Source organism: Acidovorax sp. GW823-FHT02H02 (assembly GCF_058797075.1).
The window spans coordinates 61,908-86,806 of record NZ_JBXAJH010000016.1; the positions used below are offsets into that span (position 1 = coordinate 61,908).

The following is a 24,899-nucleotide window of genomic DNA, read 5'->3' on the forward strand; positions in this document are numbered from 1 at the left end:
GGGTTGCAGCGGCGCTTGGCAGGACACCGTGCCCTGGCAAAGCTGCAGATGAAAAGCCGTGATTATCCCACCGGTGCCGCGCGGGTGCCCGATGAGGGTTATGTATCAGAACGGTCGCCAGCGCTTCATCCATGAGCACTGGTAGCTATCAAATTTGATAGCTGCTGTCAGCGCGATCCGAATTTCTGGTACATGCCCTCGATGGCTTCGGCGAAATGCAGCATCAGGTTGTTGCGCTTGAGCTTGAGCGTTGGCGTCAGGAAGGTGTTTTCAATCGTCCAGGGCGTGAGCGTCAGGTGCACCGCGCGCGGCACGGCGTAGCGGGGGAAGCTGGCGGTGTTTTTCTCCATGCGCGCCAGCACGGCCCGGTGCACGCTGGCATGGTTCAGGCTGCCGGTGTCTTGCGGGTTCAGTCCCAGGTCGGCCGCAAGGCGCTGCCATTCATCTTGCTTGAGCACCGCCACGCAGGCGATGAAGGGGCGGTTCTCGCCCACCACAAAGGCCTGTTCCAGCAGCGGGTCGGCCAGCAGCGCCAGCTCCAGGTCGGCCGGAGGCACTTTTTCGCCGGTGGAGGTGACGATGATTTCCTTGATGCGGCCCTTGATGGTGATGCGGCCCTCCACGATCTCGGCCTGGTCACCTGTGCCCAGCCAACCATCGGGGCTCAAAACCCTGGCGGTGTCTTCGGGGCGTTTCCAGTAGCCTTGCATGACGATGGGGCCGCGCACCTGCAGCTCGCGGTTGTCGCCAATGCGCACCTCCACGCCGGGCAGGGCGCGGCCCACGCAGGCGGGGTCGTTGTCGTCGAGCGCATTGACCGACACCACGGGTGCGGTCTCGGTCATGCCGTAGCCTTGCACCAGGGGCAGGCCCAGGCCCAGAAAGCATTTGGCAATGGTGGGTGACAGCGGAGCGCCGCCACTCACGGCCACGCGCACGCGGCCGCCAAACTGCGCCAGCAGGGGCTTGGCCACCAGGGCGCGCAGCAGCGGCCAGGGCAGGGCGGCCATCCATCCGGCGGCCTGGCTACTGGCGTCCGGCTGCGGCGCGGGCAGGCCCTGGGCGGCACAAAACCGTGCCCAGCCCTTGTGCTGCGCGGCCTCAAACAGCTGCATCTTCCAGGGCGTGGGCGACAGCTTTTCGAGCAGCCTGGCGTGGATGCGTTCATAGATGCGCGGCACCGACACCAGCACCGTGGGGCGCACGGTTTTCAGGTCTTCGGCCAGCAGGGGCACCGAGCGCGCATAGGCCACGCAGCTGCCCGCGGCCAACGGCAGGTAGTAACCGCCCGTGCGCTCGAAGGTGTGCGAGAGCGGCAGGAATGACAGAAAAACGTCGTCCACCGTGGGGGCGATGCGTTCCAGCACCGCCTTCACGTCGCTGACCACGTTGCGGTGCGTGAGCATCACGCCCTTGGGTTTGCCGGTGGTGCCCGAGGTATAGACCAGGGCGGCCAAGTCATCGGGGCCGGGCGGTGTGGGTGCTGGCGCCTCGGCGGCCTGTGCCGCGCCGGCCAGCCATTGCGCCAGCGAGCCGACGGCGGGGCCATCGGTGGTGGCGGCAGACGGTGCGAACTTGGCATCTTCGTCGGTCACCACCACGGCGCGCAGCGCCGGAAACGCGGTGCCAACGTCCCGGATCTTCTCCCACTGCGCCGCCTGGCCCACGATGAGCAGCGAGGCCTCGCAGTCGGCCACGATGTAGGCAATGCTGCCGGGGTTGTCGATGGCGTGCAGGGGCACCGGCACGCAGCCCGTGGCCAGCGTGGACTGGTCGGCGCACATGGCGTTCAGGCCGTTGGGCAGCAGGATGGCCACGCGGGCGGCGGCGGGTAGCTGCAGGGCCGCCAGGGCCCGTGACCACTGCGCCACACGCTGTGCGGTTTGCCCCCAGGTCAGGCGGGTCCAGGCATGCGTGGCGGGGTCGAACGCGCGGTAGGCTTCGGCGTCGGGGGTGCGGGCAGTGCGGTAAGCAAGAAGCTGGGGTAGCGTTTCGACGCTGGCGAGATCGGGCGAAGAAGAGGTCATCAGGCGTGGATTGGTGCGCGGGCATGCCGCCGGGGCGCATGGCTGCGGGAAAACCCGAATCATCATACCGACTGCGGTGCAGAGGCTGCTTCGCGGTGCGCCACCGTGGTGCGGGTAGCGCGCCACGGGCCAGAGCTTGCCGGTGCGCGGCTGTGCCCAGTGCGTGCATTTACGGGGTAGATACGTCTGCATCAACACCGCTTCACGCAGAGCGCCTACAGTGAAAACATATTTCGGAGAGGGTCAATGCGCAATATTCAACGCTTTTTCGGGGCCTTTCTTTGCATCCTGACGGGGCTATGGCTGTTGGCCGAACTGATGACCTGGTCGGCGCCTGCCAATTTCTTCGCCTGGCGGGCGATACTGATGCAGTACAGCGGGGTGCTGGGCATTGGTGTCATGAGTGTGGCCATGGTGCTGGCCGTGCGCCCGGTGGTGTTCGAGCCCTACCTGGGCGGCCTGGACAAGATGTACCGCCTGCACAAGTGGCTGGGTATCTCGGGCCTGGTGATTTCGGTGGCCCACTGGCTGCTGGCCCAGGGCACCAAGTGGGCCGTGGGCTGGGGCTGGCTGCAGCGCCCCCGACGCGGCCCGCGCCCCGAACTGCTGGATGCGCCCATCCAGCAGTTCTTTCTGAGCCAGCGCGGCCTGGCCGAGAGCATTGGCGAGTGGGCCTTCTATGCGGCCGCGCTGCTGATGGTGTTGGCGCTGGTCAAGCGGTTTCCGTGCCGGTATTTCTTCAAGACGCACCGCCTGCTGGCCGTGGCTTATCTGGCGCTGGTGTGGCACTCGGTGGTCTTGCTCAAGTTTGACTACTGGGGCGGCGTGCTCGGCCCGGTGATGGCGGTGCTGATGGCCGCGGGCACGGTGGCGGCCCTGATGGTACTATTTCGGCGCGTGGCGGTGGGCCGGCAGGTGGTGGGCGAGGTGGCCGCCATCCGGCGCCATGAATCGCTGAACGTGGTGGCGGTGGACATTCTGTGCAAAGGCCGCTGGGCGGGGCACGAGTCTGGCCAGTTCGCCTTCGTCACCCTGCACGACGACGAGGGGCCGCACCCTTACACCATCTCATCGGCTTGGACGGGCGACGGGCACATCACCTTCATCATCAAGGCGCTGGGCGACTACACCCGCACGCTGAGCGAACGGCTCCACATCGGCGACGTGGTCAAGATCGAAGGGCCTTACGGCCAGTTCAATTTTCAGGGCGCGCACAAGCGGCAGATCTGGGTGGGCGCCGGCATTGGCATCACGCCCTTCATTGCCCGCATGAAGGCGCTGGCGGCACAACCCGATGGCAAAAGCATCGACCTGTTCCACCCCACGGCGGTGTACGACGATCACGCCATCGGCCTGATGACCCGCGATGCCGAGGCCGCCGGGGTGCGCCTGCATGTGCTGTGGAGCGAGAGGGACGGCCTGCTCAACGCGGCGCGCCTGACCGGGCTGGTGCCCGAATGGCGCGATGCCGATGTCTGGTTTTGCGGCCCTGCGCCTTTCGGCCGGTCGCTGAAAAAAGACCTGATCGCCATGGGTCTGCCCGAATCCCGCTTCCACCAGGAGCTGTTTCAGATGCGGTGACCCCCGCCTCTGCAGGCGCGGCGATGGCCATGCTCAGGCTGCGGCTTCCAGCCCCTGGGCAAAGTGCGCCTGCATGGCCTGGATGGTTTTCTGCGCATCGCGCGCCACCATGGCGGCCAGGATGGCGCGGTGCTCGTTCAGCGAATCCTCGATGCGCCCCTGCTTGAGCAGCGAGTTGTGGCGGTTGAGCTTCATCACCTTGCGCAGGTCGGCCACCATCTGGCTGCGCCAGCGGTTGTCGGCCAGCTCCAGCAGCAGCATGTGGAAGCGCTCGTTCACGGCAAAAAATCGCTCGCGCTCACCGGCGGCGGCCTCTAGCTCGGCATGCAGATCCTGCAACTCCTGCAGTTGTGCCGGGGTGGCGGTGGTGGCCACCACGCCGGCCGCGTCGCTCTCCAGCAGGCTGAGCAGGTGGTACACGTCGCGCAGGTCTTTTTCGCTCATCTCCGTCACATAGGCGCCACGGCGCACCTTCATCGTGACCAGGCCTTCGGCGGCCAGCACCTTCAGCGCTTCGCGCAGCGGCGTGCGGCTGATGCCAAATTCCTCGGCAATCTTGAGCTCGTCGATCCAGCTGCCGGGCTCCAGCTCGCGGCGGAAGATGCGCTGGCGCAATTGCTCCGCCACTTCAACATACAGTGCGCGGGGCGTGAGGGTGAGGGCAGACATGGGGTGGATTGTAAGCGGACAAGAATATTTTGAATGAATAATTATGAATGATGTAAACTCGCCGCCACATCGGGGCATGCCCTGAGACCGTCCAACGCCATCTTCGGAGAAGCCTTCGCCATGAGTGACAAACCCCACAACAACGCGTCCGAGTTCGCCGCTGCTTCGCTGCAGGCCTGGGCCAAGGCCGCCGCAAAGTCGGCCCCCGGTGGCGATGTGAATGCCCTGAACTGGGTCACGCCCGATGGCATCACCGTCAAGCCGCTGTACACCGCCGAAGACACGGCCGGCCTGCCGTATGCCAACACCTTGCCCGGCTTTGAGCCCTATCTGCGCGGCCCGCAGGCCACCATGTATGCCGTGCGCCCCTGGACGATCCGCCAGTACGCGGGCTTTTCCACCGCTGAAGAATCCAATGCCTTCTACCGCAAGGCCCTGGCCGCTGGCGGCCAGGGCGTGTCGGTCGCGTTTGACCTAGCCACCCACCGGGGTTATGACAGTGATCACCCGCGCGTGACCGGCGACGTGGGCAAGGCCGGCGTGGCGATTGATTCGGTCGAGGACATGAAGATCCTGTTCGACCAGATCCCGCTGGACAAGGTGAGCGTCTCCATGACCATGAACGGCGCCGTGCTGCCCGTGCTGGCGGGCTACGTGGTGGCGGCGGAAGAGCAGGGTGTCTCGCAAGACAAACTGAGCGGAACGATTCAGAACGACATTCTGAAAGAGTTCATGGTGCGCAACACCTACATCTACCCGCCCAAGCCCTCGATGCGCATCATCGGCGACATCATTGGCTACACGGCCAGGAACATGCCCAAGTTCAACTCGATCTCGATCTCGGGCTACCACATGCAGGAAGCCGGGGCCAACCAGGCGCTCGAACTCGCTTTCACGCTGGCCGACGGCAAGGAATACGTCAAGACCGCCATCGCCTCGGGCCTGGACGTGGACGAGTTCGCCGGGCGCCTGAGTTTCTTCTGGGCCATCGGCATGAACTTCTACCTCGAAGTGGCCAAGATGCGCGCGGCGCGCCTGCTGTGGTGCCGCATCATGAAGGAAACCGGCGCCAAGAACCCCAAGAGCCTGATGCTGCGCACGCACTGCCAGACCTCGGGCTGGTCGCTCACCGAGCAGGACCCCTACAACAACGTGGTGCGCACCACCATCGAGGCCATGGCGGCGGTGTTTGGCGGCACGCAGAGCCTGCACACCAACGCGCTCGATGAAGCCATTGCACTGCCCACCGAGTTCTCGGCCCGCATCGCGCGCAATACGCAGCTCATCATCCAGGAAGAAACCCACATCACCAACGTGATCGACCCCTGGGCCGGCAGCTACATGATGGAAAAGCTGACCCAGGACATGATGGACGCAGCCTGGAAGATCATCGAGGAAGTCGAGGCCATGGGCGGCATGACGCAGGCCGTGGACAGCGGCTGGGCCAAGCTCAAGATCGAGGCCGCCGCCGCCGAGAAGCAGGCGCGCATCGACTCTGGCCGCGACGTGATCGTCGGCGTGAACAAATACAAGCTGGCCAAGGAAGACCCGGTCGATATCCTGCAGATCGACAACATGAAGGTCCGCGAGGGCCAGATTGCCCGCCTGGAGAAAATCAAGGCAAATCGCGATGCTGCCAAGGTGCAGCAAGCGCTGGATGCTCTCACTTCTGCGGCCGAAAGCGGGGAGGGAAACCTGCTCGATCTGTCCATTCAGGCCGTGCGCCTGCGTGCCACGGTGGGCGAGGTGAGCGATGCCCTGGAGAAGGTTTTTGGGCGCCACCGCGCCGATACGCAAAAGGTGACCGGTGTGTACGCTGCCGCTTACGACTCGGCCGAAGGCTGGGACAAACTCAAGACCGAAATCAACGAGTTCGCCGAGAAGGAAGGCCGCCGCCCGCGCGTGATGATCGCCAAGCTGGGCCAGGACGGCCACGACCGGGGCGCCAAGGTGGTGGCCACGGCCTTTGCCGACCTGGGCTTTGACGTGGACATGGGCCCGCTGTTTCAGACGCCCGAGGAATGCGCCCGCCAGGCGATTGAAAACGACGTGCACGCCGTGGGCGTGAGCACGCTGGCCGCCGGCCACAAAACGCTGGTGCCCGCCATCATCCAGTCGCTCAAGGACCAGGGCGCCGACGACATCATCGTGTTTGTGGGCGGGGTGATTCCGGCCCAGGACTATGAACATCTGTACGAAGCGGGCGTGAAGGGCATCTACGGCCCTGGCACACCGATTCCGGCCAGCGCGAAGGACGTGCTGGAGCAGATTCGCAAGGCGGTGGCGTGACCCCTGCGGCGCTTCTCGATGGAGTGGTGCATGGCACGGCTGCGGTGCAGCGCCGCGCCATGTCTAAGGCCATCACCCTGCTCGAATCCACGCGGCCAGACCACCGCGCGCAGGGCGACGCGCTGCTCACGCAGCTGCTGCCCCACACCGGCAAGGCGTTTCGCCTCGGCATCAGCGGTGTGCCCGGCGTGGGCAAATCCACCTTCATCGAAGCGCTGGGCCTGTACCTGATTGGGCAAGGCCATCGCGTGGCGGTGCTTACCATCGACCCGTCCAGCACCGTCTCGGGCGGCTCCATCCTGGGCGACAAGACGCGCATGGAGCACCTGTCGATGGACGAGCGCGCCTACATCCGCCCCAGCCCCAGCAGCGGCACGCTGGGCGGCGTGGCCGAGAAAACGCGCGAGGCCATGCTGGTCTGCGAGGCGGCCGGCTACGACGTGGTGATTGTCGAAACCGTGGGCGTGGGCCAGAGCGAGATCGCGGTGAACGGCATGACCGACATGTTCGTGCTGCTGCAGCTGCCCAACGCGGGCGACGACCTGCAGGCCATCAAGAAGGGCGTGATGGAGATCGCCGACCTGGTGGTCATCAACAAGGCCGACATCGACAAGAACGCCGCCACGCGCGCCGAGGCGCAGATCACGTCTTCGCTGCGCCTCTTGGGCCAGCACGGCAACCCCGAAAACGCCCACCACAACGAAACCCTGTGGCACCCCAGGGTCGTGCAGATCAGCGCGCTGCTGGGGCAGGGCGTGGACGCCTTCTGGGCCGCTGTCACGCAGTTCCGCCAGCTGCAAACCGCCAACGGCCGCCTGGCCGCGCGGCGCGAAAAGCAGGCGCTGGCCTGGATGTGGGAGCGCATCGACGCCGGCCTCAAGCTCGCGTTTCGCCAGCACCCCCAGGTCAAGGAGCTGCTGCCCCAGCTGCAGGCCGATGTGGCAGCGGGGCGCATCGCGGCCTCCACCGCGGCAAGGCATCTGCTGCTGGCGCAATCAGGACAAGCGCCAGCGGCCTCAAATAAGTAGTAAACAACCGAATTCACCAAAGGACGACCATGCAAGACATCCTGGATCAACTGGAGAAAAAGCGTGCGCTGGCACGACTGGGCGGCGGGCAAAAGCGCATTGATGCGCAGCACGCCAAGGGCAAGCTCACAGCGCGCGAGCGCATCGAGCTGCTGCTGGACGACGGCACGTTCGAGGAATGGGACATGTTCGTCGAGCACCGCTGCACCGATTTCGGCATGGAAGGCAACAAGATTCCGGGCGATGGCGTGGTGACGGGCTACGGCATGATCAACGGCCGCCTGGTGTTCGTGTTCAGCCAGGACTTCACCGTGTTCGGCGGGGCACTCTCCGAAACGCACGCCGAGAAGATCTGCAAGGTGATGGACCAGGCCATGAAGGTGGGCGCGCCAGTCATCGGCCTCAACGACTCGGGCGGCGCGCGCATCCAGGAAGGCGTGGCCAGCTTGGGTGGTTATGCCGACGTGTTCCAGAAGAACGTGCTCGCCAGCGGCGTGATTCCGCAGATCAGCATGATCATGGGCCCGAGCGCCGGCGGCGCCGTGTACTCGCCCGCCATGACGGACTTCATCTTCATGGTGAAAGACAGCTCGTACATGTTCGTGACCGGCCCCGACGTGGTGAAGACCGTGACCCACGAAGAAGTGACGGCCGAAGAGCTGGGCGGCGCCGTGACGCACACCACCAAGAGCGGTGTGGCCGACATGGCGTTCGAGAACGACGTGGAGGCGCTGATGATGCTGCGCCGCCTGTACAACTACCTGCCGCTCAACAACCGCGAAAAGGCCCCGGTGCGCCCCAGCAACGACCCGGCCGACCGCATGGACCTGAGCCTGGACACCCTGGTGCCCGACAACGCCAACAAGCCTTACGACATGAAGGAGCTGATCGTCAAGACGGTGGACGACGGCGACTTCTTCGAGCTGCAGCCCGAATACGCCAAGAACATCATCATCGGTTTCGCCCGCATGGAAGGCCAGACCGTGGGCATCGTGGCCAACCAGCCGCTGGTGCTGGCGGGCTGCCTGGATATCAAGTCGAGCATCAAGGCCGCGCGTTTTGTGCGCTTCTGCGACGCCTTCAACATCCCGGTCGTCACGTTTGTGGACGTGCCCGGCTTCATGCCCGGCACCAGCCAGGAGTACGGCGGCATCATCAAGCACGGCGCCAAGCTGCTCTACGCGTACGCCGAGTGCACCGTGCCCAAGATCACCGTCATCACCCGCAAGGCCTACGGCGGCGCGTACGACGTGATGAGCTCCAAGCACCTGCGTGGCGACGTCAACTTCGCCTGGCCCAACGCCGAGATTGCGGTGATGGGCGCCAAGGGCGCGGTGGAGATCATCTTCCGCGAGGACAAGAACGACCCGGTCAAGCTCGCCGCCCGTGAGGCGGAATACAAGGAGCGCTTTGCCAACCCGTTTGTTGCCGGCGCGCGCGGCTTTATCGACGACGTGATCCTGCCGCATGAGACGCGCAAGCGCATTTGCCGCAGCCTGGTCATGCTGCGTGACAAGAAACTCGAAAATCCGTGGCGCAAGCACGGGAACATTCCGCTCTAAGAAGAACAAGAATCCAGGAGATCACACATGTTCACCAAAATTCTGATCGCCAACCGTGGCGAAATCGCATGCCGAGTGATTGCTACGGCAAAAAAAATGGGCATTGCCACCGTCGCCGTCTACTCCGACGCCGACAAGGAAGCGCGCCATGTCAAGCTGGCCGACGAGGCCGTGCACATCGGTGCCGCGCCCAGCCGCGAGTCGTATCTGCTGGCCGACAAGATCATTGCCGCCTGCAAGCAGACCGGCGCGCAGGCCGTGCACCCTGGCTATGGCTTCCTCTCGGAAAACGAAGCCTTTGCCAAGCGCTGCGAGGACGAGGGCATTGCCTTCATCGGCCCCAAGGCGCATTCGATTGCCGCCATGGGCGACAAGATCGCGTCCAAGAAGCTCGCCAACGAGGCCAAGGTCAGCACCATTCCTGGATACAACGACGCGATTGCTGGCCCCGAGCAGGCGGTGGAAATTGCCAAGGGCATTGGCTACCCCGTGATGATCAAGGCCAGCGCTGGCGGCGGCGGCAAGGGCTTGCGCGTGGCGTTCAATGACAAGGAAGCCTTTGAAGGCTTTGCCAGCTGCCAGAACGAAGCCCGCAACAGCTTTGGCGACGACCGCATCTTCATCGAGAAATTCGTGCAGGAGCCGCGCCACATCGAGATCCAGGTGCTGGGCGACAGCCACGGCAATGTGATCTACCTGAACGAGCGCGAGTGCTCCATCCAGCGCCGCCACCAGAAGGTGATCGAAGAGGCGCCGTCACCCTTCATCTCTGATGCCACCCGCAAGGCCATGGGCGAGCAGGCCGTGCAGCTGGCCAAGGCGGTGAAGTACCAGAGCGCCGGCACGGTGGAGTTCGTGGTCGGCAAGGACCAGGACTTCTATTTTCTGGAGATGAACACCCGCCTGCAGGTGGAGCACCCGGTGACGGAGTGCATCACCGGCCTGGACCTGGTGGAGCTGATGATCCGCGTGGCCGCCGGCGAGAAGCTGCCCCTTACGCAAGCCGACGTGAAGCGCGACGGCTGGGCCATCGAGTGCCGCATCAACGCCGAAGACCCGTTCCGCAACTTCCTGCCGTCCACGGGCCGCCTGGTGCGCTTTCAGCCACCCGAAGAGAGCATGTTCCAGTCCGACACCAGCAAGAAGCTGGGCGTGCGCGTGGACACGGGCGTGTACGAGGGCGGCGAGATCCCGATGTATTACGACTCGATGATCGCCAAGCTCATCGTGCATGGCACCGACCGCGACGATGCCATCACCAAGATGCGCGCCGCGCTCAACGGCTTCGTCATCCGGGGCATCAGCAGCAACATTCCGTTCCAGGCGGCGCTGCTGGCGCATCCGAAGTTCGTGACGGGCGATTTCAACACCGGCTTCATCGCCGAAAACTACGGCAAGGGCTTTGCGGCCGAAGACGTGCCGCACAGCGACCCGCTGTTCCTGGTGGCGCTGGCCGCCTACATGCACCGCCGCTACCGTGCACGCGCCTCGGGCATCAGCGGCCAGCTGGCCGGGCACGAGGTGAAGGTGGGTGAGGAGTTTGTGGTGGTGACGCTGGGTGCCGAGGGCCAGAACCAGCACCACGACGTGGCGGTGACCGACTTCGAAATGGAAGGCAAATTGCGCTCCAGTGCAGTTGCGGTGGGCGGTAAAAGCTATCAGATCAGCAGCACGGCAACCCTGGGGCAAATCCGCGTTCAGGGCCAGTGCAATGGCATGGGCTTCACGGCCCAGGTGGAGCGTGGTGTGGGCAAGAACCCGCTGGCGCTGCGCATTGCACACAATGGCACGCAGATCGAAGCGCTGGTGCTGTCGCAGCTGGGCGCACGGCTGCACCAGCTCATGCCGTTCAAGGCGCCGCCCGATCTGTCCCGGTTCCTGCTCTCGCCCATGCCTGGCCTGCTGGTCGATGTGGCGGTGCAGCCGGGCCAGAAAGTGCAGGCCGGCGAAAAGCTGGCCGTAATCGAAGCCATGAAGATGGAGAACATCCTCTTTGCCGCGCAGGATGGCGTGGTGGGCAAGATCATGGCGGGCAAGGGCGAGTCGCTCGCGGTGGACCAGGTGATCCTGGAGTTTCAGTGAAATATGCTGCTGGCGCTTGATGGGAAAGCGCTGAAAGCTATCAAAAACAGAGTATTCAAGGGCATTTCTCCATGGCAAGCACAATCACACCCCGCCCCTTCAGGGTGCTGGGCATCCAGCAGGTCGCCATTGGCGGCACCGACAAGCAGCGCATGAAAACCCTCTGGGTGGACATGCTGGGCCTCACCCAGACCGGCACTTTCCAGAGCGAGCGCGAAAACGTGGACGAAGATATCCTGGCCATGGGGCAGGGCGCTTTCAAGGTCGAGGTGGATATCATGCAGCCGCTCGATATCGACAGGAAACCCGCCGTGCACACCACGCCGCTCAACCACATCGGCCTGTGGATCGACGACCTGGCTGCCGCCGTCGAGTGGCTCACCGCGCAGGGCGTGCGCTTTGCGCCAGGTGGCGTGCGCAAGGGCGCGGCAGGCTACGACATCTGTTTTTTGCACCCCAAGAGCAACGACGAGTTCCCGATTGCGGGTGAGGGTGTGCTGATCGAGCTGGTGCAGGCGCCGGCGGATGTGATTACCGTACTGGGTTAAGGTATGGCCCGGCAGCACTGCCGAGCGCATGTGCCCGGGTTCGTGAAACACCTTTGGATGGATTGGGAAAATGGATCGACGGCAGAATATCGACCGACGCAGCGGACAAGACAGAAGGCAGCAAGAGCAAGGCCCACCGACCAGCTATGAGCGGCGCCGCGGGGTCGAGCCACGCCAGCCCGAATTGACCGAGCTGGAGCTGAGCGACGAAGAATTGAAAGCCCTGGGCTTCATTCCCGCCTCGCCCGACCAGCCCAGCCAGCCCAGCCAGCCCAAGTAAAGTCCGCCCAAGCCAAGCCCGTTATGCCAGTGGTACTGGCAGACATTTTTTCTTCTTCGCGCGCATTGATTTGCCTCGCCCCTGAAAGACCCTACATGCCCTCAACCGCCAACACCTCCACCAGCCAGCCCCTGCAGCTGCACCGCCGCGTAGTCCCTGCTGCAGCCCAGGGCCCCTGGACGGTCGATGCCATCCAGGACCTGCTTGACAAGCCCTTGATGGACTTGCTGTTTGAGGCGCAGACGGTGCACCGCCAGCACTGGCCCGCGGGCGACATCGAACTGGCGACGCTGCTGTCGGTGAAAACCGGTGGCTGTCCCGAAAACTGCGGCTACTGCCCGCAGGCCGCCGAGTTCGATACCGGCGTGAAGGCCGAGAAGCTGATGGAAGTGGACGAAGTGGTGCGCGCTGCCCAGGCCGCCAAGGATGCAGGCGCCACGCGCTTTTGCATGGGCGCCGCTTGGCGTGCGCCCAAGGACCGCGATATTGAAAAAGTCAGCGCCCTGATCGGCGCCGTGAAGGGCCTGGGCCTGCAGACCTGCGCCACGCTGGGCATGCTCGAATCGCACCAGGCGCAGGCGCTCAAGGATGCGGGGCTCGATTATTACAACCACAACCTCGATACCGCCCCCGAGTACTACACCGACGTGGTCAGCACCCGCGCCTACCAGGACCGGCTCGATACCCTGCAGCATGTGCGCAGCGCGGGCATCAGCGTGTGCTGTGGCGGCATTGTGGGCATGGGCGAGGCGCCGGTGCACCGCGCAGGGCTGATTGCGCAGCTGGCCAACCTGCAGCCGTACCCCGAATCAGTGCCGATCAACAGCCTGGTGCGCGTGCCCGGTACGCCGCTGGCCGACAGCGAGCCCGTCGATCCGTTCGACTTCGTGCGCGTGATTGCCGTGGCCCGCATCACCATGCCCAAGGCGCGCGTGCGCCTGTCGGCGGGACGCCAGCAGATGGGTGAAGCCGTGCAGGCCCTGTGTTTCATGGCCGGGGCGAACTCGATTTTTTATGGCGACAAGCTACTGGTGACGGGCAACCCCGATGTGGATGCCGATGTGCAACTGCTGGCCAAGCTGGGCCTGAATGGCCACCGCACCACCACCACCGAGACGGATGACCTGCGGGCACATGCGCAACCCCAGGGCGCTTGCGCCTGAACCCCGCGCACCCATCGCGATGCGCGAGCATCTGCGCACTCAGGCGGCATGGCCTTCGGCCATGGTGTCCCAGGCCTTGAGGGCTTCGGCGGCGTACATCAGCGACGGACCGCCGCCCATGTAAACACTCACGGCCAGCATCTCTTCAAGTTCGGCGCGTGTGGCGCCCAGCTTGAGCAGGGCTTTGACATGAAAGCCGATGCAGCCCGAGCAATGCTGGCTCACGCCAATGGCCAGGGCGATCAGTTCCTTGTGTTTGGCGCTGATCGCGCCTTCGGCCATGGAGGCCTGCGCCAGCTGCGCAAACCCGCGCATGGCGTCGGGCTGGTCCTTGCGGAAGGGTGCCAGGTTTTCATTGATGTTGTGTATCAGGCCGGCATGGTCAAACGTGCTCATGAAGGAATTTCCATCAAAAAAGGGGCAATGCCCACGGATCGGAAACAGCGCTGCCGGGGCCTTGCCCCTGTGCTGTGTCCGCGCTGTTATTTCTTCACGGGACAGGTGTTGGTGCCCAGCAGGGTGTAGGCAGGGCAGAAACGGAACAGGCCGGTGGCCAGGAGCACCACGCCCAGCCAGCCCCACCAGCCAACGGTGCCGGTGGCTGCCAGGGCGATCAGCACCAGGCCGGCCACGATGCGCAAGACGCGGTCAAGGCTTCCAACGTTGATCTTCATGATTTTTTCCTTTGCTTGGGGTTGCTGCAGCCCCCTCTGCGGGCCGTTTTGCGAAAAGGCGACGCGGCGAAAAACCGCTTCACCGGGTTACTCGAACGAGGGTGTCACGGGCTTCACCACGGGTTTGCCAGCGGCCAGCCAGGCATCAAACCCGCCGGCAATCGACTGCACCTGCAGATAACCCATGTCCTGCATGGCGCATGCGGCCAGCGCAGCGCGGCCACTGGTCTTGCAATACAGCACCACCTTGAGATCGCGCGATGTGAGCGCCGGCGTGCTGCTGAGCTTGAACTCCAGCATGCCGCGCGAGGCATGGATGGCGCCAGGCAGATGCCCGGCCTGGAATTCGTCGGCCTCGCGTACGTCGATCAGCACGTCGGCGTTGCGGATGGCCTGCTCGGCCTGGTCCATGGAGATTTCCTGGACGCGGGTCTTGGCTGCGGTCACCAGGTCGTGGGCGGTTTTCATGGCAGTTCCTTGTAGTGCATGGGAGTTGAAAAGGAAAATAGTAAACCTCAGCCGCGGCGGATAGGCCGCTGCAGCTGCAGCGACACGCTGCCCACCGAGCCGCCATTGAGCACCTGCTCGTAACCCTGTTGGCGCAGCCACTGCGTCGCCATGCCCGAGCGCGTGCCCGATAGGCAGCACAGCACGAGGGGCGTGGATTTGTCGGGCAAGGCCTGCGCGCAATCGGCGCCCAGGCGGTCCAGCGGCAGGTTGATGGCGCCGTCCACATGGCCGGCGGCAAACTCGCCGGGCGAGCGGACATCGACCACCAGGCAATGGGCCGGCTGTGGAAATGGGTTGAGTTCCATGGTGTCTTGGGGGGAAGGGTGTTACTTGGTGGCCGCAGCGTCCACGGTGGCGTCGTGCAGGGCGCGCTCGTCCAGTTGCCCGGCCAGCGCCAGCAGGCGCAGGCGCTCCAGCGTGAGGGAGGTGCGCAGCTGCGCCAGGGCCAGCTCGGCGCCTGCGGCATCGTTCTGGGCGTTGAGCAGATCGAGCGTGGTGCGGTCACCCACCTGTCGCCCCAGCTGGGTGGCGTCCAGGCGGGCCTGGCTGGCGCGCAGGGCGGCGTCCTGTGCGCCGGTGCGCGCCTGTCCCGCCTGCAGGCGCAGCCACGCTGCGCGGGTTTGCTGCGCCACCTGCTGGCGGGTGCGGTCGAGTTCGGCCTCGGCCTTGGCCTGCAGGTGCAGCAGCTCTTGCTCGCGTGCCCCGCGCTGGCCGCCGGTGTACAGCGGCACCGTGATCTGCACGCCCACCAGGTGCTGCTGGGCGGTGTTGCTGCCCTGGCCGTAGCGGCCCGAGCCGCTCAGGTGCTCGCGGCTGGCCTGTGCCACCAGGTCCACCGTGGTGCCTGCCCCGCGGGCATATTGGGCGACATCCTGGCGCGCAACCTCCACTGCCAGGGCCTGCTGGTGCAGGCCGGGGTTGCGGGCTTGCGCCTGATCCAGCCATTGCGGCAGGTCCGGCACGGCCGGGGTGGCAGCGAGGGCAGGGGCGGGCGCCACCTGCAATGCGTCGGCCGGCCAGCCGGTGGTGTCGGCCAGGGCGCGCTGGGCAATCTGCAGATCCACTTCGGCGGCCAGCACCTGTGCGTCGATGGCGCGGGCGCGGGCAGCCGCTTCGTGGGTGTCGGTCACGGGGGCGTCGCCCAGCTGGAAGCGGTCTTGCGCCTCTACCAGCGCCTTGTTCACTGCCACTTGCTGGCGCTGCAGCAGGCGAAGGCCATCCTGGGCCAGGGCCACGGCAAAGTAGCGTTCGGCGGTCTGCAGCATCAGGGCCTGTTCTGTGGCCTGCCATTGCACATCGGCCAGGTCGGCCGACAGCCCAAGCTTGCGGCCCTGGGTCGTGCGTTCAGGGCTGTACAGCGGCATGCGCGCTCCCACGCTCCAGCGCCCGCCCAGGCTGTTGTCCACCGAGGTATTGAACCCCACATGGGACGAGGTACCCAGGCCCGGCGCGGAGAACGAGGCACCGCCGGCAGAGGTCTGCGAGCCCATGGCGCCGCCCGTTGCCGTGGCGGCCACCGTGGGGCGCCACAGCGCGCTGGCCTGGTCGCGCCGCGTCTGGCCGGCCCGCAGCGCGGCCTGCGCCACGGCCATGTCGGGGTCGTGCTGGCGCGCGGCCTGCCAGGCTTGCAGCAGGTCGCCCGCCTGGGCGCCCGTGATGCCCAGTGCCAGCAAGGCGGCCCACAGGGGCTTGATGCGCATGGTGCGATCTCCGTTCAGTTGCCTGCCACCGCGCCCAGCTTGCGCATGATGGTTTCCATCAGACACCACCGGGTGAAACCGCTTTGCAGCAGGTTGGCGCCGACAAAGGCCGTGAACCACAGCCAGTTGGCGCTGTGGAAGATCGGGCTGCCGGCCACGCCCAGGGCCAGCGACAGCAGGATGAAAGAGCCGCCGATGATGCGAACGAGTTGCCAGGAAGTCATGATGAAGCTCCGTAGTTGAACGATGGGTAAAACAGCAAGAAGGGGCTACCTCGGGCCGGAGGGCTCCTGCAGGCGCTCGATGCCCAGGATCTTGAGCACGTATTTTTCGTAGATCGGGTCGGTGTTGCCGGACTTGATCTTGCCAAGGAAATATTTCTCGAAGGCGATCTTGCCCAGGTGCACCCATTTGCCCTTCTTGAACCAGTTGACGTTGCGCGGCGGAATCTGCGGCAGAGCCACAAAGGCCGCGCCGGTATCGCCCATGTCGGCCAGGCAGATGGCGTTCCAGGTGGCGGTGGCCGTGGCAGGCTTGCCCTCCAGGTCGGCGGCGATGTTGTGCACGATGGCCGAGACCATGGTCTCGATCATGTAGCCCGTCTTGGGGGCGCCGGTGGGCACGGGGGTCACCTCCACGGGCGGAATCGCCACGCACACGCCCGCCGCGAAGATGTTGGGGTAGGCCTTGCTGCGCTGGTGTGCGTCGATCAGCACAAAACCGCGCGGATTGCACAGACTGGGGACGGCGGCCACGGCATCCACGCCCTTGAAAGCGGGCAGCATCATCGAAAGCTTGAAAGGCAGCTCGTGCTGCTTGAGCAGCTTGCCCTGGTCGTCGAGCTGGTCCACCATCATCTTGCCGTCTTCCACGCGCGTGGTCTTGGCGTTGGTGATCCATTTGATGTCCTGGCCGCGCAGCTCGCTCTCCAGCATGCTCTTGCTGTCACCCACGCCGCCCAGGCCCAGGTGGCCGATATAGGGCTCGCTGGTCACATAGGTCAGGGGCACCTTGTGGCGCAGCTTGCGCTTGCGCAGGTCGGCAGACACGATGAAGGCAAACTCATACGCCGGGCCAAAGCAGCTGGCGCCGGGCATGGCACCGATCACCATGGGGCCGGGGTTTTCGAGGAACTTTTCGTAGTCGGCCCAGAAATGCTGGGCATGGTCGACCGTGCAGATGGAGTGCGTGTGGCCATCGATCGGGCCTGCGCCCGGAACTTCTTCGAAGGCCAGCCGGGGGCCGGTGGTGATGACCAGGTAGTCATAGGCCACGGTCTGGCCATTGGCGAGCGCCAGGCTATTGCCCGCCGCATCGATTGTCTGAACAGGGCTGGCAATGAAATCGATGCCCTTGCGCTGCAGCAGGGGGGCGAGCTGCAGCACGATGTCTTCCCTCTGCCGCCAGCCCACCGCGATCCAGGGATTGGACGGCACGAAATGGAAATAGTCCACCGCGCTGATCACGGTGACGCGATGCTGCGCGGGCAGCTTGCTGCGCAACTCATAGGCGGCGGGCATGCCGCCTATGCCTGCTCCGATAACGACGATGTGGGCCATGGTCTGTCTCCTGTGGTGCCTGGGTGAAAATCCGTGCAGATCAATGCGGCGCAGCCTCTGTCGGGCTGCTGCCAGCGGGGGGAACGGAAGAAACAGGTGCAGCGTCCTGGCCGTCACCGGGGTGGCGCACCTGCTTGCGATAGGCCGCGTAATACAGCGTGGGAATGACCACCAGCGTGAGCACGGTGGAGACAAAGATGCCAAAGATCAGCGAAATGGCCAGGCCATTGAAGATCGGGTCATCGAGGATGAAGAACGCGCCAATCATGGCCGCCAGCCCCGTCAGCACGATGGGCTGGGCCCGGGTGATGGCCGAGTGCACGATGGCTTCCTTGAGTGGCGCGCCCTCGCGCACCTGCAGGTTGATGAAATCCACCAGCAGGATGGAATTGCGCACGATGATGCCGGCCAGCGCGATCATGCCGATCATGCTGGTGGCCGTGTACTGCGCGCCCAGCAGGGCATGGCCCGGCATCACGCCGATGATGGTCAGCGGTATGGGCGCCATGATGATCAGCGGCGTGAGGTACGAGCCGAACTGCGCCACCACCAGCAGATAGATGAGAATCAGGCCCACGGCATAGGCGGCGCCCATGTCGCGGAAGGTTTCGTAGGTGATCTGCCACTCGCCGTCCCACTTGATGGCGTAGTCGCGCAGTGCGTCCGAGGGCTGGCGCACAAAGTATTCCACCAGCGGGCCGCCGCCCGGGGTCGGGATCTTTGCGATGTCGCCGCGCATCTGGAACATGCCGTACAGCGGGCTGTCCACCTTGCCCGCCATGTCGGCCACCACAAAGTTCACGGGCAGCAGGTCCTTGTGGTACACGGGCTGCTCGCGCACGGTGTCGCTCACCGTTACCAGCTCGCTGATGGGCACCTGCTTGCCCGAGGCGCCGCGCACCGTCAGCTGCAGCAGCGCGGCCAGGTCGCCATGGCTTTCTTCGGGCAGCTGCAGCACCACGGGCGCGGGGTATTTGCTGGCGTCGTGCAGGTAGGTGGTGGCTTCGCCCGCCAGGCCCGCGCGCAGCGTGCCTACGATGGCCTGCTGCGGTATGCCCAGCAGGGCGGCCTTGCGCCGGTCGATCAGCAGCAGCTTGCGCGGAGCGCTGGCGATGCTGTTGTCGTCCACATCCACCAGACCGGCGGTCTGGCTGAAAACGGTGCGCACGGACTTCGCCACCTGGCGGCGCCCTTCGGCCTCGGGGCCATAGATTTCGGCCACGATGGGAGACAGCACCGGCGGACCCGGCGGTACTTCGACCACCTTCACGTTGGCACCCAGGCGCTGCCCGATCTGCTGCAGGGCAGGGCGCACGCGCGTGGCAATGGCATGGCTCTGGTCCTTGCGGTGCGATTTGTCCACCAGGTTCACCTGGATGTCGCCAACGTCACCGCCAGCGCGCAGGTAGTACTGGCGCACCAGGCCATTGAAATTGATGGGGGCTGTCGTGCCTGCGTAGGCCTGGTAATCGGTCACCTCGGGCACCGTGGCGAGATACGTACCCAGTTCGTGCAGCACCGCAGCGGTCTGCTCCACCGGGGTGCCGGCAGGCATGTCCACCACCACCTGGAACTCCGATTTGTTGTCGAACGGCAGCATCTTGAGCAGCACCAGCCCCGTGGCGGGCAGGGCCACCGACAGCGCAATCAGCACGGCCACCCCCAGGCCCAGCAGGCGGCGGTTGCGGCTGCCGCGCTGGTCATCGAGCAGCGGCGTGAAGATGCGGGTGAACAGGGGGGTGATGCGGGCCGCCATGCCCGAAGGCGCGGCATGCGCCGCCGCGCCGGCTTGGTGCGCCTTCATCCAAAGGCGCGCCAGCCAGGGCGTGACCACAAAGGCAATCGCCAGCGACAGCAGCATGCCCATGCTGGCGTTGATGGGGATCGGGCTCATGTAGGGGCCCATCAGGCCCGAGACAAAGGCCATGGGCAGCAGGGCGGCAATCACGGTGAACGTGGCCAGGATGGTGGGGCCGCCCACTTCGTCCACCGCGCCCGGGATGATCTGTGCGAGCGTCTTGCCCGGAAAGAGCTGCTGGTGGCGGTGGATGTTCTCGACCACCACGATGGCATCGTCCACCAGGATGCCTATGGAAAAGATGAGCGCAAACAGCGATACCCGGTTGAGCGTGAACCCCCAGGCCCAGGAGGCGAACAGGGTCACCGTGAGCGTCAGCACCACCGCCGTGCCCACGATGGCGGCCTCGCGCCGGCCCAGCGCGATGAACACCAGCGCCACCACCGATGCCGTGGCAAACAGCAGTTTCTGGATCAGCTTTTGCGCCTTGTCGTTGGCCGTGGCGCCGTAATTGCGCGTTTCGGCCACCTCAACGCCATCCGGAATGACGGTGTTGCGCAGCTGCTCCACCCGCTGCATGACGGCGTTGGCCACGTCGATGGCGTTTTCACCCGGCTTCTTGGTCACCAGCAAGGTGACGGCGGGATATTCGCCGCCACCGCTGACTTCGGCCTTGCCGTGCCACACGTAGCGGCTCGCGGGCAGGGGGCCGTCGCTGACTTCGGCCACGTCTTTCAGGAACAGTGGCTTGCCTCCGCGCACGCCCACCATCAGCTCGGCCACGTCACTGGCCTGCGTGAGAAACGGGCCGGCCTCTACCGCCACCGCCTGGTTGCCGGCGATCAAATCGCCCACGGGCATGCCCATGTTGGCCGATTGCAGCGCGCTGCGCAGGTCTTGCACGGTGGTGCCGGTGCTGGCCATGCGGGCAGGGTCCAGGCGCACCATCACGGCCCGGCCGGGGCCGCCTACCGTCTGTACTTCGCGCGTGCCGGGCACACGCTTGATTTCAGACTCCATGCTGTGCGCCACGCGCTCCAGGGCAAAGGCGCCGGTGTCCGCATCCTTGCTGAAAAGCGTGAGCGTGACGATGGGGACATCGTCGATGCCCTTGGGCTTGATGAGTGGCTCCTGCACCCCCAGGTCGCGCGGCAGCCAGTCGGTGTGGCTGCGCAGGGTGTCATGCAGCTGCACCAGGGCCTCGGTACGGGCCACGCCCACCTTGAACTGCACGGTGAGAACGGCCACGCCAGGGCGCGAAACCGACATCACATGCTCGGTGCCCGCCATCTGCGAAAGCACCTGCTCGGCCGGCGTGGCCACCATCTGCTCCACATCGGCCACCGAGGCGCCGGGGAACGGAATCAGCACGTTGGCCATGGTGACGTTGATCTGCGGCTCTTCTTCGCGCGGTGTCACCAGCACGGCAAAAACGCCCAGCAAAAATGCCACCAGCGCCAGCAAGGGGGTGATCTGGGCGCTCTGGAACAAGGCCGCGATGCGGCCTGAAATGCCCAGGGCTTTCGGTGTGGGAGTATTCATGTCGGCCATCTCAGCGCACCTTGGCGGCTGCCTGCGGATCGGTGGCTACCTTGTCGCCCTGGCGCAGGCCGCTGAGCACCTCGATCTTTTCGCCGTCAACGCGGCCCAGGCGCACCTGGCGCAGCAGTGGCCTGCCCTGGGCATTGAGCACATAGACCCCCGTCATTTCCGCGCGGCGCACCACGGCGCTGGCCGGAATCTGCACGCGTTGCACGCCCGCCGCCGCGGGCACTGCTGGCAACCACAGCCGGGCAAACATGCCGGGCGCCGCACCCTTCAGATCTGGCGGCAGTGCCACGCGCAATTGCACGGTGTGCGTGGCGGCATCCACCGTGGGCAGCAGCTGGATCTGGCTGGGCTGCACGGTGATGCGCGCCGCCGCGAGCGCGGGAAGTTCGACTTGCAGGGTCTGCGTACCAGCCAAGGCTGCGGCAGCCATTTGCGGCACCATGGCGGTTACACGCAATGCAACAGGGTCATGCAGCCTGACCAGTGGGCGCCCGGGCATCGCCATGTCGCCCAGGGCCACGGGCACCTCGCTCACCACGCCGGAATAAGGGGCCTTTACGGCGTAGAAGCCTGATTGCGTCATCGCGGCCCCTGCCTGCGCCTGCAGTGCCTGCACCTGGGCCTGGCTGGCCTGCAGTTGTGCCTGGGCGCGGTCCAGCGCCGCCTGGCTGATGTATTGCTTCTGGTAGAGCTGTTTCTGCCGCTCGAATTCCTTGCTGGCCACCTGCATGCTGGCGCGGGCGGCATCGACCTGCGCTGCGCTGGCGGCGGCGTTCTGCGTGGCCGCCCGGGCATCGATGCGCAGGATTTCCTGCCCCGCTTGGACCGTGTCGCCGACCTTCACGCCGAGCGAAACAATCGCACCCTGCACCTGGGCCGACAGCGTCGTATCGCGCACGGCCTCCACCACACCATCCACGCTGGCATGCTGGCCTGCGCCAACGGCCTGCACCACATAGGCTTTGAGCGGCGCGGCATCTGCGGCCCAAGCGCCTTGCACGGCCATCAGGCTGGACAGAAAAGCAGCCGTAGCGAGTCGAGGTATCAGCATTCGGTTCTCCGCTCCGTGTGGGATGTATCTTGCAGTACGTTCATTATTTAACTAAATAGCTAATTAGTCAATTGATGTATCATAACCGCCAGTCTGATCCTTGCGTTGCTGGAATCTCCGGCCGTTCAGACCCAGGAGTGACTTATTTATGAAAGACATGCCCCCCCAAGCGCTGGAAGCGGTGGCCGGTTACTTTCAGGTGCTGGCCGAGCCCACGCGCCTGCGCATCCTCAATATCCTGCGAGACGGGGAGCGCAACGTGGGTGATCTGGCGCAAATGTGTGGCTACACGGCGGCCAATGTGTCGCGCCATCTGTCCCTGATGACCAAACAAGGCCTCGTCGCACGCGAAGGGCGGGGCACCAGCGTGTACTACCGCTTTGCAGACGAATCGGTGTATGCGCTGTGTGATCTGGTATGCGACAACATTGCCCGGCAGCTGGAACGATCGGCCGCCAGCAGGGCGCTGTTCACCGTGGCAACGGATTCAGAATAGCGAGCTGCGCAGGGGCAAGCGCAAAGCTGGCCAGGTTTTGCGGGTTCTTTCCAGGCCATCCGCAGGATGCTTCTGCATCTCGCGGGACCGTGGCAAGCGTCACGTTTGCGTCACGCGATGCGGAAACACCAGGGCAAAGCATGTATGCCCCTTGGACGATGTGGCGGTGACGCTTCCTCCGTGGGCTTCGGCGATGGCACGGGTGATGGCCAGGCCCAGCCCGCTGCCCTCGGAATCGGGATGCGCCCTGGCGGGATCGGCCCGGTAGAAGCGGTCGAACAGCCGCGGCAGCATCTTGGGGTCGATCTCGGAGCCCGTGTTTTCCACGGACACCACCGTGGAATCCGCGGTGTCCGTGATGCGGACCGTGATGGTCCCGCCTTCAGGCGTGTGGCGCAGTGCGTTGGACAGCAGATTGCTGGCGGCGCGGCGAAACATCAGGCGGTCGCCCTCCATGGCGCCATCGCCCTCCAGCCGCAACCGGATGCGCTTTTCCTCCGCGACGGCTTCATAGAACTCCAGCAAGGCCAGGGCGTCCTGGCGGGCCGAAAACCGCTCCTGGTGCGGAAGATCCACACCGCGCTCGGTCTTGGCCAGGAAGAGCATGTCGGCCACCATGCGTGCCAGGCGCTGAAATTCCTCTGCATTGGAGGCCAGGATGTCCCGGTAGGTGGCGGCGTCGCGCTTGCTGGACAGGGCCACCTGGGTTTGCGTCAGCAAATTGCTGATAGGGGTGCGCAGCTCATGCGCCAGGTCCGATGAGAAATCGGTCAGGCGCTGGAAATCCTCTTGCAGCCGGTCCAGCATGCGGTTGAGTTCTTGCGCCAAATCAGCCATCTCTACGGGAACGGCTTCTACTGGCATGCGCTCGCCCAGCTTCTGGCTGGTGACCGCGGCCGCGCGGGACCGCATCTCGCGCAGCGGGGCCAGCCCCTGGCGCGCAGCGAGCCAGGACAAGAAAGCGCACAGGACGATGGCGGCGGCCACATAGAGGGCCAGATCGCGCCGCAGGTCCTGTAGAAACTGCGCATGATGATCCGTATCGGTCGCAATCAGAACGCGCAATGTCGCCTGTGAATAGGCGGGCGTGGCCTCGAAACGCAAGGTGTGATAGATGCTGTTGCTGCGCTTCCAGGTGCCGAACGGCTCAACTTCCATCTTGGGCGCTGCCCGTGCGCTTTGCGCATCCGCAGGGAATCCTTTTGAATGGAAGAGAAGCTCTCCCTGCGCATTCGTGATCTGGGCATAGAGGCCGTGGTGGTAGCCCAAGGCCTCGTCCAGGCGCCTGCGTGCATCCTGTGCTGAAGGGGCATTGCGCAGGATATCCTCGATCAAATGCTGCTTGTCCCGCAGCGCGATCTGATCGAGCGTCACGAAATGCCGCCCGGTGGCGACCAGGAACAAGATGCCCAGGCCGAGCACGACCGCAGCGGCCACCACGGTGAAAAAGAGCGTCAGGCGCTGCGTCAGCGGGAGCCTGCCCCAACGGGCGTGCGACAGCACTCAGGGCTCCTCGGGCAGATCCAGCACATAGCCCATGCCGCGCACGGTCTGGATCAGCTTGACGGGATGGCCTTCATCGATCTTCACGCGCAGGCGGCGCATGGCAACCTCGATGACGTTGGTGTCGCTGTCGAAGTTCATGTCCCATACCTGCGATGCGATGAGCGAGCGCGGCAGCACCTCGCCATGGCGACGCATCAGCAACTCCAGCAGGCCAAACTCCTTGGCCGTCAGGTCCACGCGCCGGCCATTGCGGGATACCCGGCGGCGCAGCAGATCGAGCTCCAGATCGGCCACGCGCAGCGTGGTGCCTTCGCTGCCGGCATGGCCGCGCCGCAGGATGATGCGCACCCTGGCCAGCAGCTCGGCAAACGAGAACGGCTTGACGAGATAGTCGTCGGCCCCCAACTCCAAGCCCTTGACCCGGTCCTCCACCTGGTCGCGGGCGGTCAGGAACAGCACGGGCATTTCCAGGCCCCGGTCACGCAAGGATTGCAGCACCTGCCAGCCGTTCAGGCCCGGCAGCATGACATCCAGGATCACCAGGTCGTACTGGCCATGGATGGCCATGTGTAGTCCGTCGGCACCATTGGGCACCAGGTCCGAGCTGTAGCCCGCCTCGCTCAATCCCTGGCGCAGGTAGGCCCCGGTCTTGGGCTCATCCTCGACGATCAATATCTTCACGTGCGCGCTCCTTCGGTGTGCTGGTGTGAGAGTTTGCCGAGCTTGAAGCCATCTGGCATGGAGATAACAAAAATGTAATTTTCAGAACACATGGATGAAAGGATAGGTATTCCAGAATCTCTCCATCGTGAGATTTGAGATTCA

General features: G+C 65.0%; 22 protein-coding genes. 9 read left to right on the forward strand and 13 right to left on the reverse strand.

The window, feature by feature from the left end:
* Window positions 1–167: 167 nt before the first annotated feature.
* Window positions 168–2,027, reverse strand: coding sequence for an AMP-dependent synthetase/ligase (locus AC1RDS_RS16515; protein WP_348683796.1), 1,860 nt, complete (start codon window positions 2,025–2,027; stop codon window positions 168–170).
* 246 nt (window positions 2,028–2,273) lie between these two features.
* Between AC1RDS_RS16515 and AC1RDS_RS16520 the strand changes: the two genes are divergently transcribed.
* Window positions 2,274–3,608 carry a ferredoxin reductase family protein gene (locus AC1RDS_RS16520; protein WP_287877843.1) on the forward strand — a complete coding sequence of 445 codons (1,335 nt, stop codon included), beginning with the start codon at window positions 2,274–2,276 and terminating at the stop codon, window positions 3,606–3,608.
* Window positions 3,609–3,641: 33 nt separating this feature from the next.
* On the opposite strand, the gene AC1RDS_RS16525 is transcribed toward AC1RDS_RS16520, so the two are convergent.
* Window positions 3,642–4,277, reverse strand: a complete 636-nt coding sequence (locus AC1RDS_RS16525) for a GntR family transcriptional regulator (protein WP_092698986.1) — start codon at window positions 4,275–4,277, stop codon at window positions 3,642–3,644.
* Window positions 4,278–4,397: 120 nt separating this feature from the next.
* Between AC1RDS_RS16525 and scpA the strand changes: the two genes are divergently transcribed.
* From scpA to bioB, 7 genes are all read left to right on the forward strand, one after another.
* Complete coding sequence (gene scpA, locus AC1RDS_RS16530) at window positions 4,398–6,566, forward strand: methylmalonyl-CoA mutase (protein WP_287877841.1); 2,169 nt, start codon at window positions 4,398–4,400, stop codon at window positions 6,564–6,566.
* On the forward strand, window positions 6,563–7,594 hold the full coding sequence (gene meaB, locus AC1RDS_RS16535) for a methylmalonyl Co-A mutase-associated GTPase MeaB (protein WP_287877839.1): 1,032 nt from the start codon (window positions 6,563–6,565) through the stop codon (window positions 7,592–7,594). Before scpA ends, meaB begins: the two co-directional genes overlap by 4 nt.
* Before the next feature lie 29 nt (window positions 7,595–7,623).
* Entirely contained in the window at window positions 7,624–9,156 is a 1,533-nt protein-coding gene (locus AC1RDS_RS16540; protein WP_287877837.1) for an acyl-CoA carboxylase subunit beta, read from the forward strand.
* A 27-nt stretch (window positions 9,157–9,183) separates the two neighbouring features.
* A complete protein-coding gene (locus AC1RDS_RS16545; protein ID WP_092698994.1) occupies window positions 9,184–11,238 on the forward strand; it encodes an acetyl-CoA carboxylase biotin carboxylase subunit in 2,055 nt (684 codons plus the stop codon).
* Between the two features lie 71 nt (window positions 11,239–11,309).
* A complete protein-coding gene (locus AC1RDS_RS16550; RefSeq protein ID WP_092698996.1) occupies window positions 11,310–11,786 on the forward strand; it encodes a VOC family protein in 477 nt (158 codons plus the stop codon).
* 70 nt (window positions 11,787–11,856) lie between these two features.
* Window positions 11,857–12,066, forward strand: a complete 210-nt coding sequence (locus AC1RDS_RS16555; RefSeq protein ID WP_492227189.1) for a hypothetical protein — start codon at window positions 11,857–11,859, stop codon at window positions 12,064–12,066.
* A 95-nt stretch (window positions 12,067–12,161) separates the two neighbouring features.
* On the forward strand, window positions 12,162–13,229 hold the full coding sequence (gene bioB / locus AC1RDS_RS16560) for a biotin synthase BioB (RefSeq protein WP_287877832.1): 1,068 nt from the start codon (window positions 12,162–12,164) through the stop codon (window positions 13,227–13,229).
* A 39-nt stretch (window positions 13,230–13,268) separates the two neighbouring features.
* Here bioB and AC1RDS_RS16565 read toward each other — a convergent pair whose 3' ends face one another.
* The 9 genes from AC1RDS_RS16565 to AC1RDS_RS16605 all read right to left on the reverse strand — a co-directional run bounded on the left by AC1RDS_RS16565 (window position 13,269) and on the right by AC1RDS_RS16605 (window position 22,072).
* Window positions 13,269–13,625 (reverse strand): carboxymuconolactone decarboxylase family protein, encoded by a 357-nt coding sequence (locus tag AC1RDS_RS16565; protein WP_287877830.1) that lies wholly within the window; start codon window positions 13,623–13,625, stop codon window positions 13,269–13,271.
* Window positions 13,626–13,711: 86 nt separating this feature from the next.
* Window positions 13,712–13,903 (reverse strand): YgaP family membrane protein, encoded by a 192-nt coding sequence (locus tag AC1RDS_RS16570; RefSeq protein ID WP_287877828.1) that lies wholly within the window; start codon window positions 13,901–13,903, stop codon window positions 13,712–13,714.
* Window positions 13,904–13,990: 87 nt separating this feature from the next.
* Complete coding sequence (locus tag AC1RDS_RS16575; protein ID WP_348683801.1) at window positions 13,991–14,371, reverse strand: rhodanese-like domain-containing protein; 381 nt, start codon at window positions 14,369–14,371, stop codon at window positions 13,991–13,993.
* Between the two features lie 47 nt (window positions 14,372–14,418).
* On the reverse strand, window positions 14,419–14,718 hold the full coding sequence (locus tag AC1RDS_RS16580) for a rhodanese-like domain-containing protein (protein ID WP_348683802.1): 300 nt from the start codon (window positions 14,716–14,718) through the stop codon (window positions 14,419–14,421).
* A gap of 21 nt (window positions 14,719–14,739) precedes the next feature.
* On the reverse strand, window positions 14,740–16,113 hold the full coding sequence (locus tag AC1RDS_RS16585) for a TolC family protein (protein ID WP_348683803.1): 1,374 nt from the start codon (window positions 16,111–16,113) through the stop codon (window positions 14,740–14,742).
* A 14-nt stretch (window positions 16,114–16,127) separates the two neighbouring features.
* Window positions 16,128–16,337, reverse strand: coding sequence for a YgaP family membrane protein (locus AC1RDS_RS16590; protein WP_026436572.1), 210 nt, complete (start codon window positions 16,335–16,337; stop codon window positions 16,128–16,130).
* Between the two features lie 45 nt (window positions 16,338–16,382).
* Window positions 16,383–17,672, reverse strand: coding sequence for an NAD(P)/FAD-dependent oxidoreductase (locus tag AC1RDS_RS16595; RefSeq protein WP_348683805.1), 1,290 nt, complete (start codon window positions 17,670–17,672; stop codon window positions 16,383–16,385).
* A 40-nt stretch (window positions 17,673–17,712) separates the two neighbouring features.
* On the reverse strand, window positions 17,713–21,021 hold the full coding sequence (locus AC1RDS_RS16600; protein ID WP_348683806.1) for an efflux RND transporter permease subunit: 3,309 nt from the start codon (window positions 21,019–21,021) through the stop codon (window positions 17,713–17,715).
* A gap of 1 nt (window position 21,022) precedes the next feature.
* Window positions 21,023–22,072, reverse strand: a complete 1,050-nt coding sequence (locus AC1RDS_RS16605; RefSeq protein ID WP_348683808.1) for an efflux RND transporter periplasmic adaptor subunit — start codon at window positions 22,070–22,072, stop codon at window positions 21,023–21,025.
* Window positions 22,073–22,220: 148 nt separating this feature from the next.
* On the opposite strand from AC1RDS_RS16605, the gene AC1RDS_RS16610 reads away from it, so the two are divergent.
* Window positions 22,221–22,568: an ArsR/SmtB family transcription factor gene (locus AC1RDS_RS16610; protein WP_092699018.1), complete on the forward strand. Its 348-nt coding sequence runs from the start codon at window positions 22,221–22,223 to the stop codon at window positions 22,566–22,568.
* A 99-nt stretch (window positions 22,569–22,667) separates the two neighbouring features.
* Here the strand turns inward: AC1RDS_RS16610 and AC1RDS_RS16615 are convergent, their stop codons facing one another.
* The gene (locus AC1RDS_RS16615; protein ID WP_348683810.1) at window positions 22,668–24,071 is read right to left on the reverse strand and encodes a heavy metal sensor histidine kinase; all 1,404 of its coding nucleotides are present in this window, start codon (window positions 24,069–24,071) and stop codon (window positions 22,668–22,670) included.
* Entirely contained in the window at window positions 24,072–24,755 is a 684-nt protein-coding gene (locus AC1RDS_RS16620; protein WP_348683812.1) for a heavy metal response regulator transcription factor, read from the reverse strand.
* Between the last annotated feature and the right edge of the window lie 144 nt (window positions 24,756–24,899).

Excerpts from the sequence above, each read along its gene's own strand:
- AC1RDS_RS16515 (WP_348683796.1), bottom strand. The coding sequence starts at position 2,027 with ATGACCTCTTCTTCGCCCGATCTCGCCAGCGTCGAAACGCTACCCCAG.
- AC1RDS_RS16520 (WP_287877843.1), top strand. The coding sequence starts at position 2,274 with ATGCGCAATATTCAACGCTTTTTCGGGGCCTTTCTTTGCATCCTGACG.
- AC1RDS_RS16525 (WP_092698986.1), bottom strand. The coding sequence starts at position 4,277 with ATGTCTGCCCTCACCCTCACGCCCCGCGCACTGTATGTTGAAGTGGCG.
- scpA (WP_287877841.1), top strand. The coding sequence starts at position 4,398 with ATGAGTGACAAACCCCACAACAACGCGTCCGAGTTCGCCGCTGCTTCG.
- AC1RDS_RS16540 (WP_287877837.1), top strand. The coding sequence starts at position 7,624 with ATGCAAGACATCCTGGATCAACTGGAGAAAAAGCGTGCGCTGGCACGA.
- AC1RDS_RS16545 (WP_092698994.1), top strand. The coding sequence starts at position 9,184 with ATGTTCACCAAAATTCTGATCGCCAACCGTGGCGAAATCGCATGCCGA.
- AC1RDS_RS16550 (WP_092698996.1), top strand. The coding sequence starts at position 11,310 with ATGGCAAGCACAATCACACCCCGCCCCTTCAGGGTGCTGGGCATCCAG.
- AC1RDS_RS16555 (WP_492227189.1), top strand. The coding sequence starts at position 11,857 with ATGGATCGACGGCAGAATATCGACCGACGCAGCGGACAAGACAGAAGG.
- bioB (WP_287877832.1), top strand. The coding sequence starts at position 12,162 with ATGCCCTCAACCGCCAACACCTCCACCAGCCAGCCCCTGCAGCTGCAC.
- AC1RDS_RS16565 (WP_287877830.1), bottom strand. The coding sequence starts at position 13,625 with ATGAGCACGTTTGACCATGCCGGCCTGATACACAACATCAATGAAAAC.
- AC1RDS_RS16570 (WP_287877828.1), bottom strand. The coding sequence starts at position 13,903 with ATGAAGATCAACGTTGGAAGCCTTGACCGCGTCTTGCGCATCGTGGCC.
- AC1RDS_RS16575 (WP_348683801.1), bottom strand. The coding sequence starts at position 14,371 with ATGAAAACCGCCCACGACCTGGTGACCGCAGCCAAGACCCGCGTCCAG.
- AC1RDS_RS16580 (WP_348683802.1), bottom strand. The coding sequence starts at position 14,718 with ATGGAACTCAACCCATTTCCACAGCCGGCCCATTGCCTGGTGGTCGAT.
- AC1RDS_RS16585 (WP_348683803.1), bottom strand. The coding sequence starts at position 16,113 with ATGCGCATCAAGCCCCTGTGGGCCGCCTTGCTGGCACTGGGCATCACG.
- AC1RDS_RS16590 (WP_026436572.1), bottom strand. The coding sequence starts at position 16,337 with ATGACTTCCTGGCAACTCGTTCGCATCATCGGCGGCTCTTTCATCCTG.
- AC1RDS_RS16595 (WP_348683805.1), bottom strand. The coding sequence starts at position 17,672 with ATGGCCCACATCGTCGTTATCGGAGCAGGCATAGGCGGCATGCCCGCC.
- AC1RDS_RS16600 (WP_348683806.1), bottom strand. The coding sequence starts at position 21,021 with ATGGCCGACATGAATACTCCCACACCGAAAGCCCTGGGCATTTCAGGC.
- AC1RDS_RS16605 (WP_348683808.1), bottom strand. The coding sequence starts at position 22,072 with ATGCTGATACCTCGACTCGCTACGGCTGCTTTTCTGTCCAGCCTGATG.
- AC1RDS_RS16610 (WP_092699018.1), top strand. The coding sequence starts at position 22,221 with ATGAAAGACATGCCCCCCCAAGCGCTGGAAGCGGTGGCCGGTTACTTT.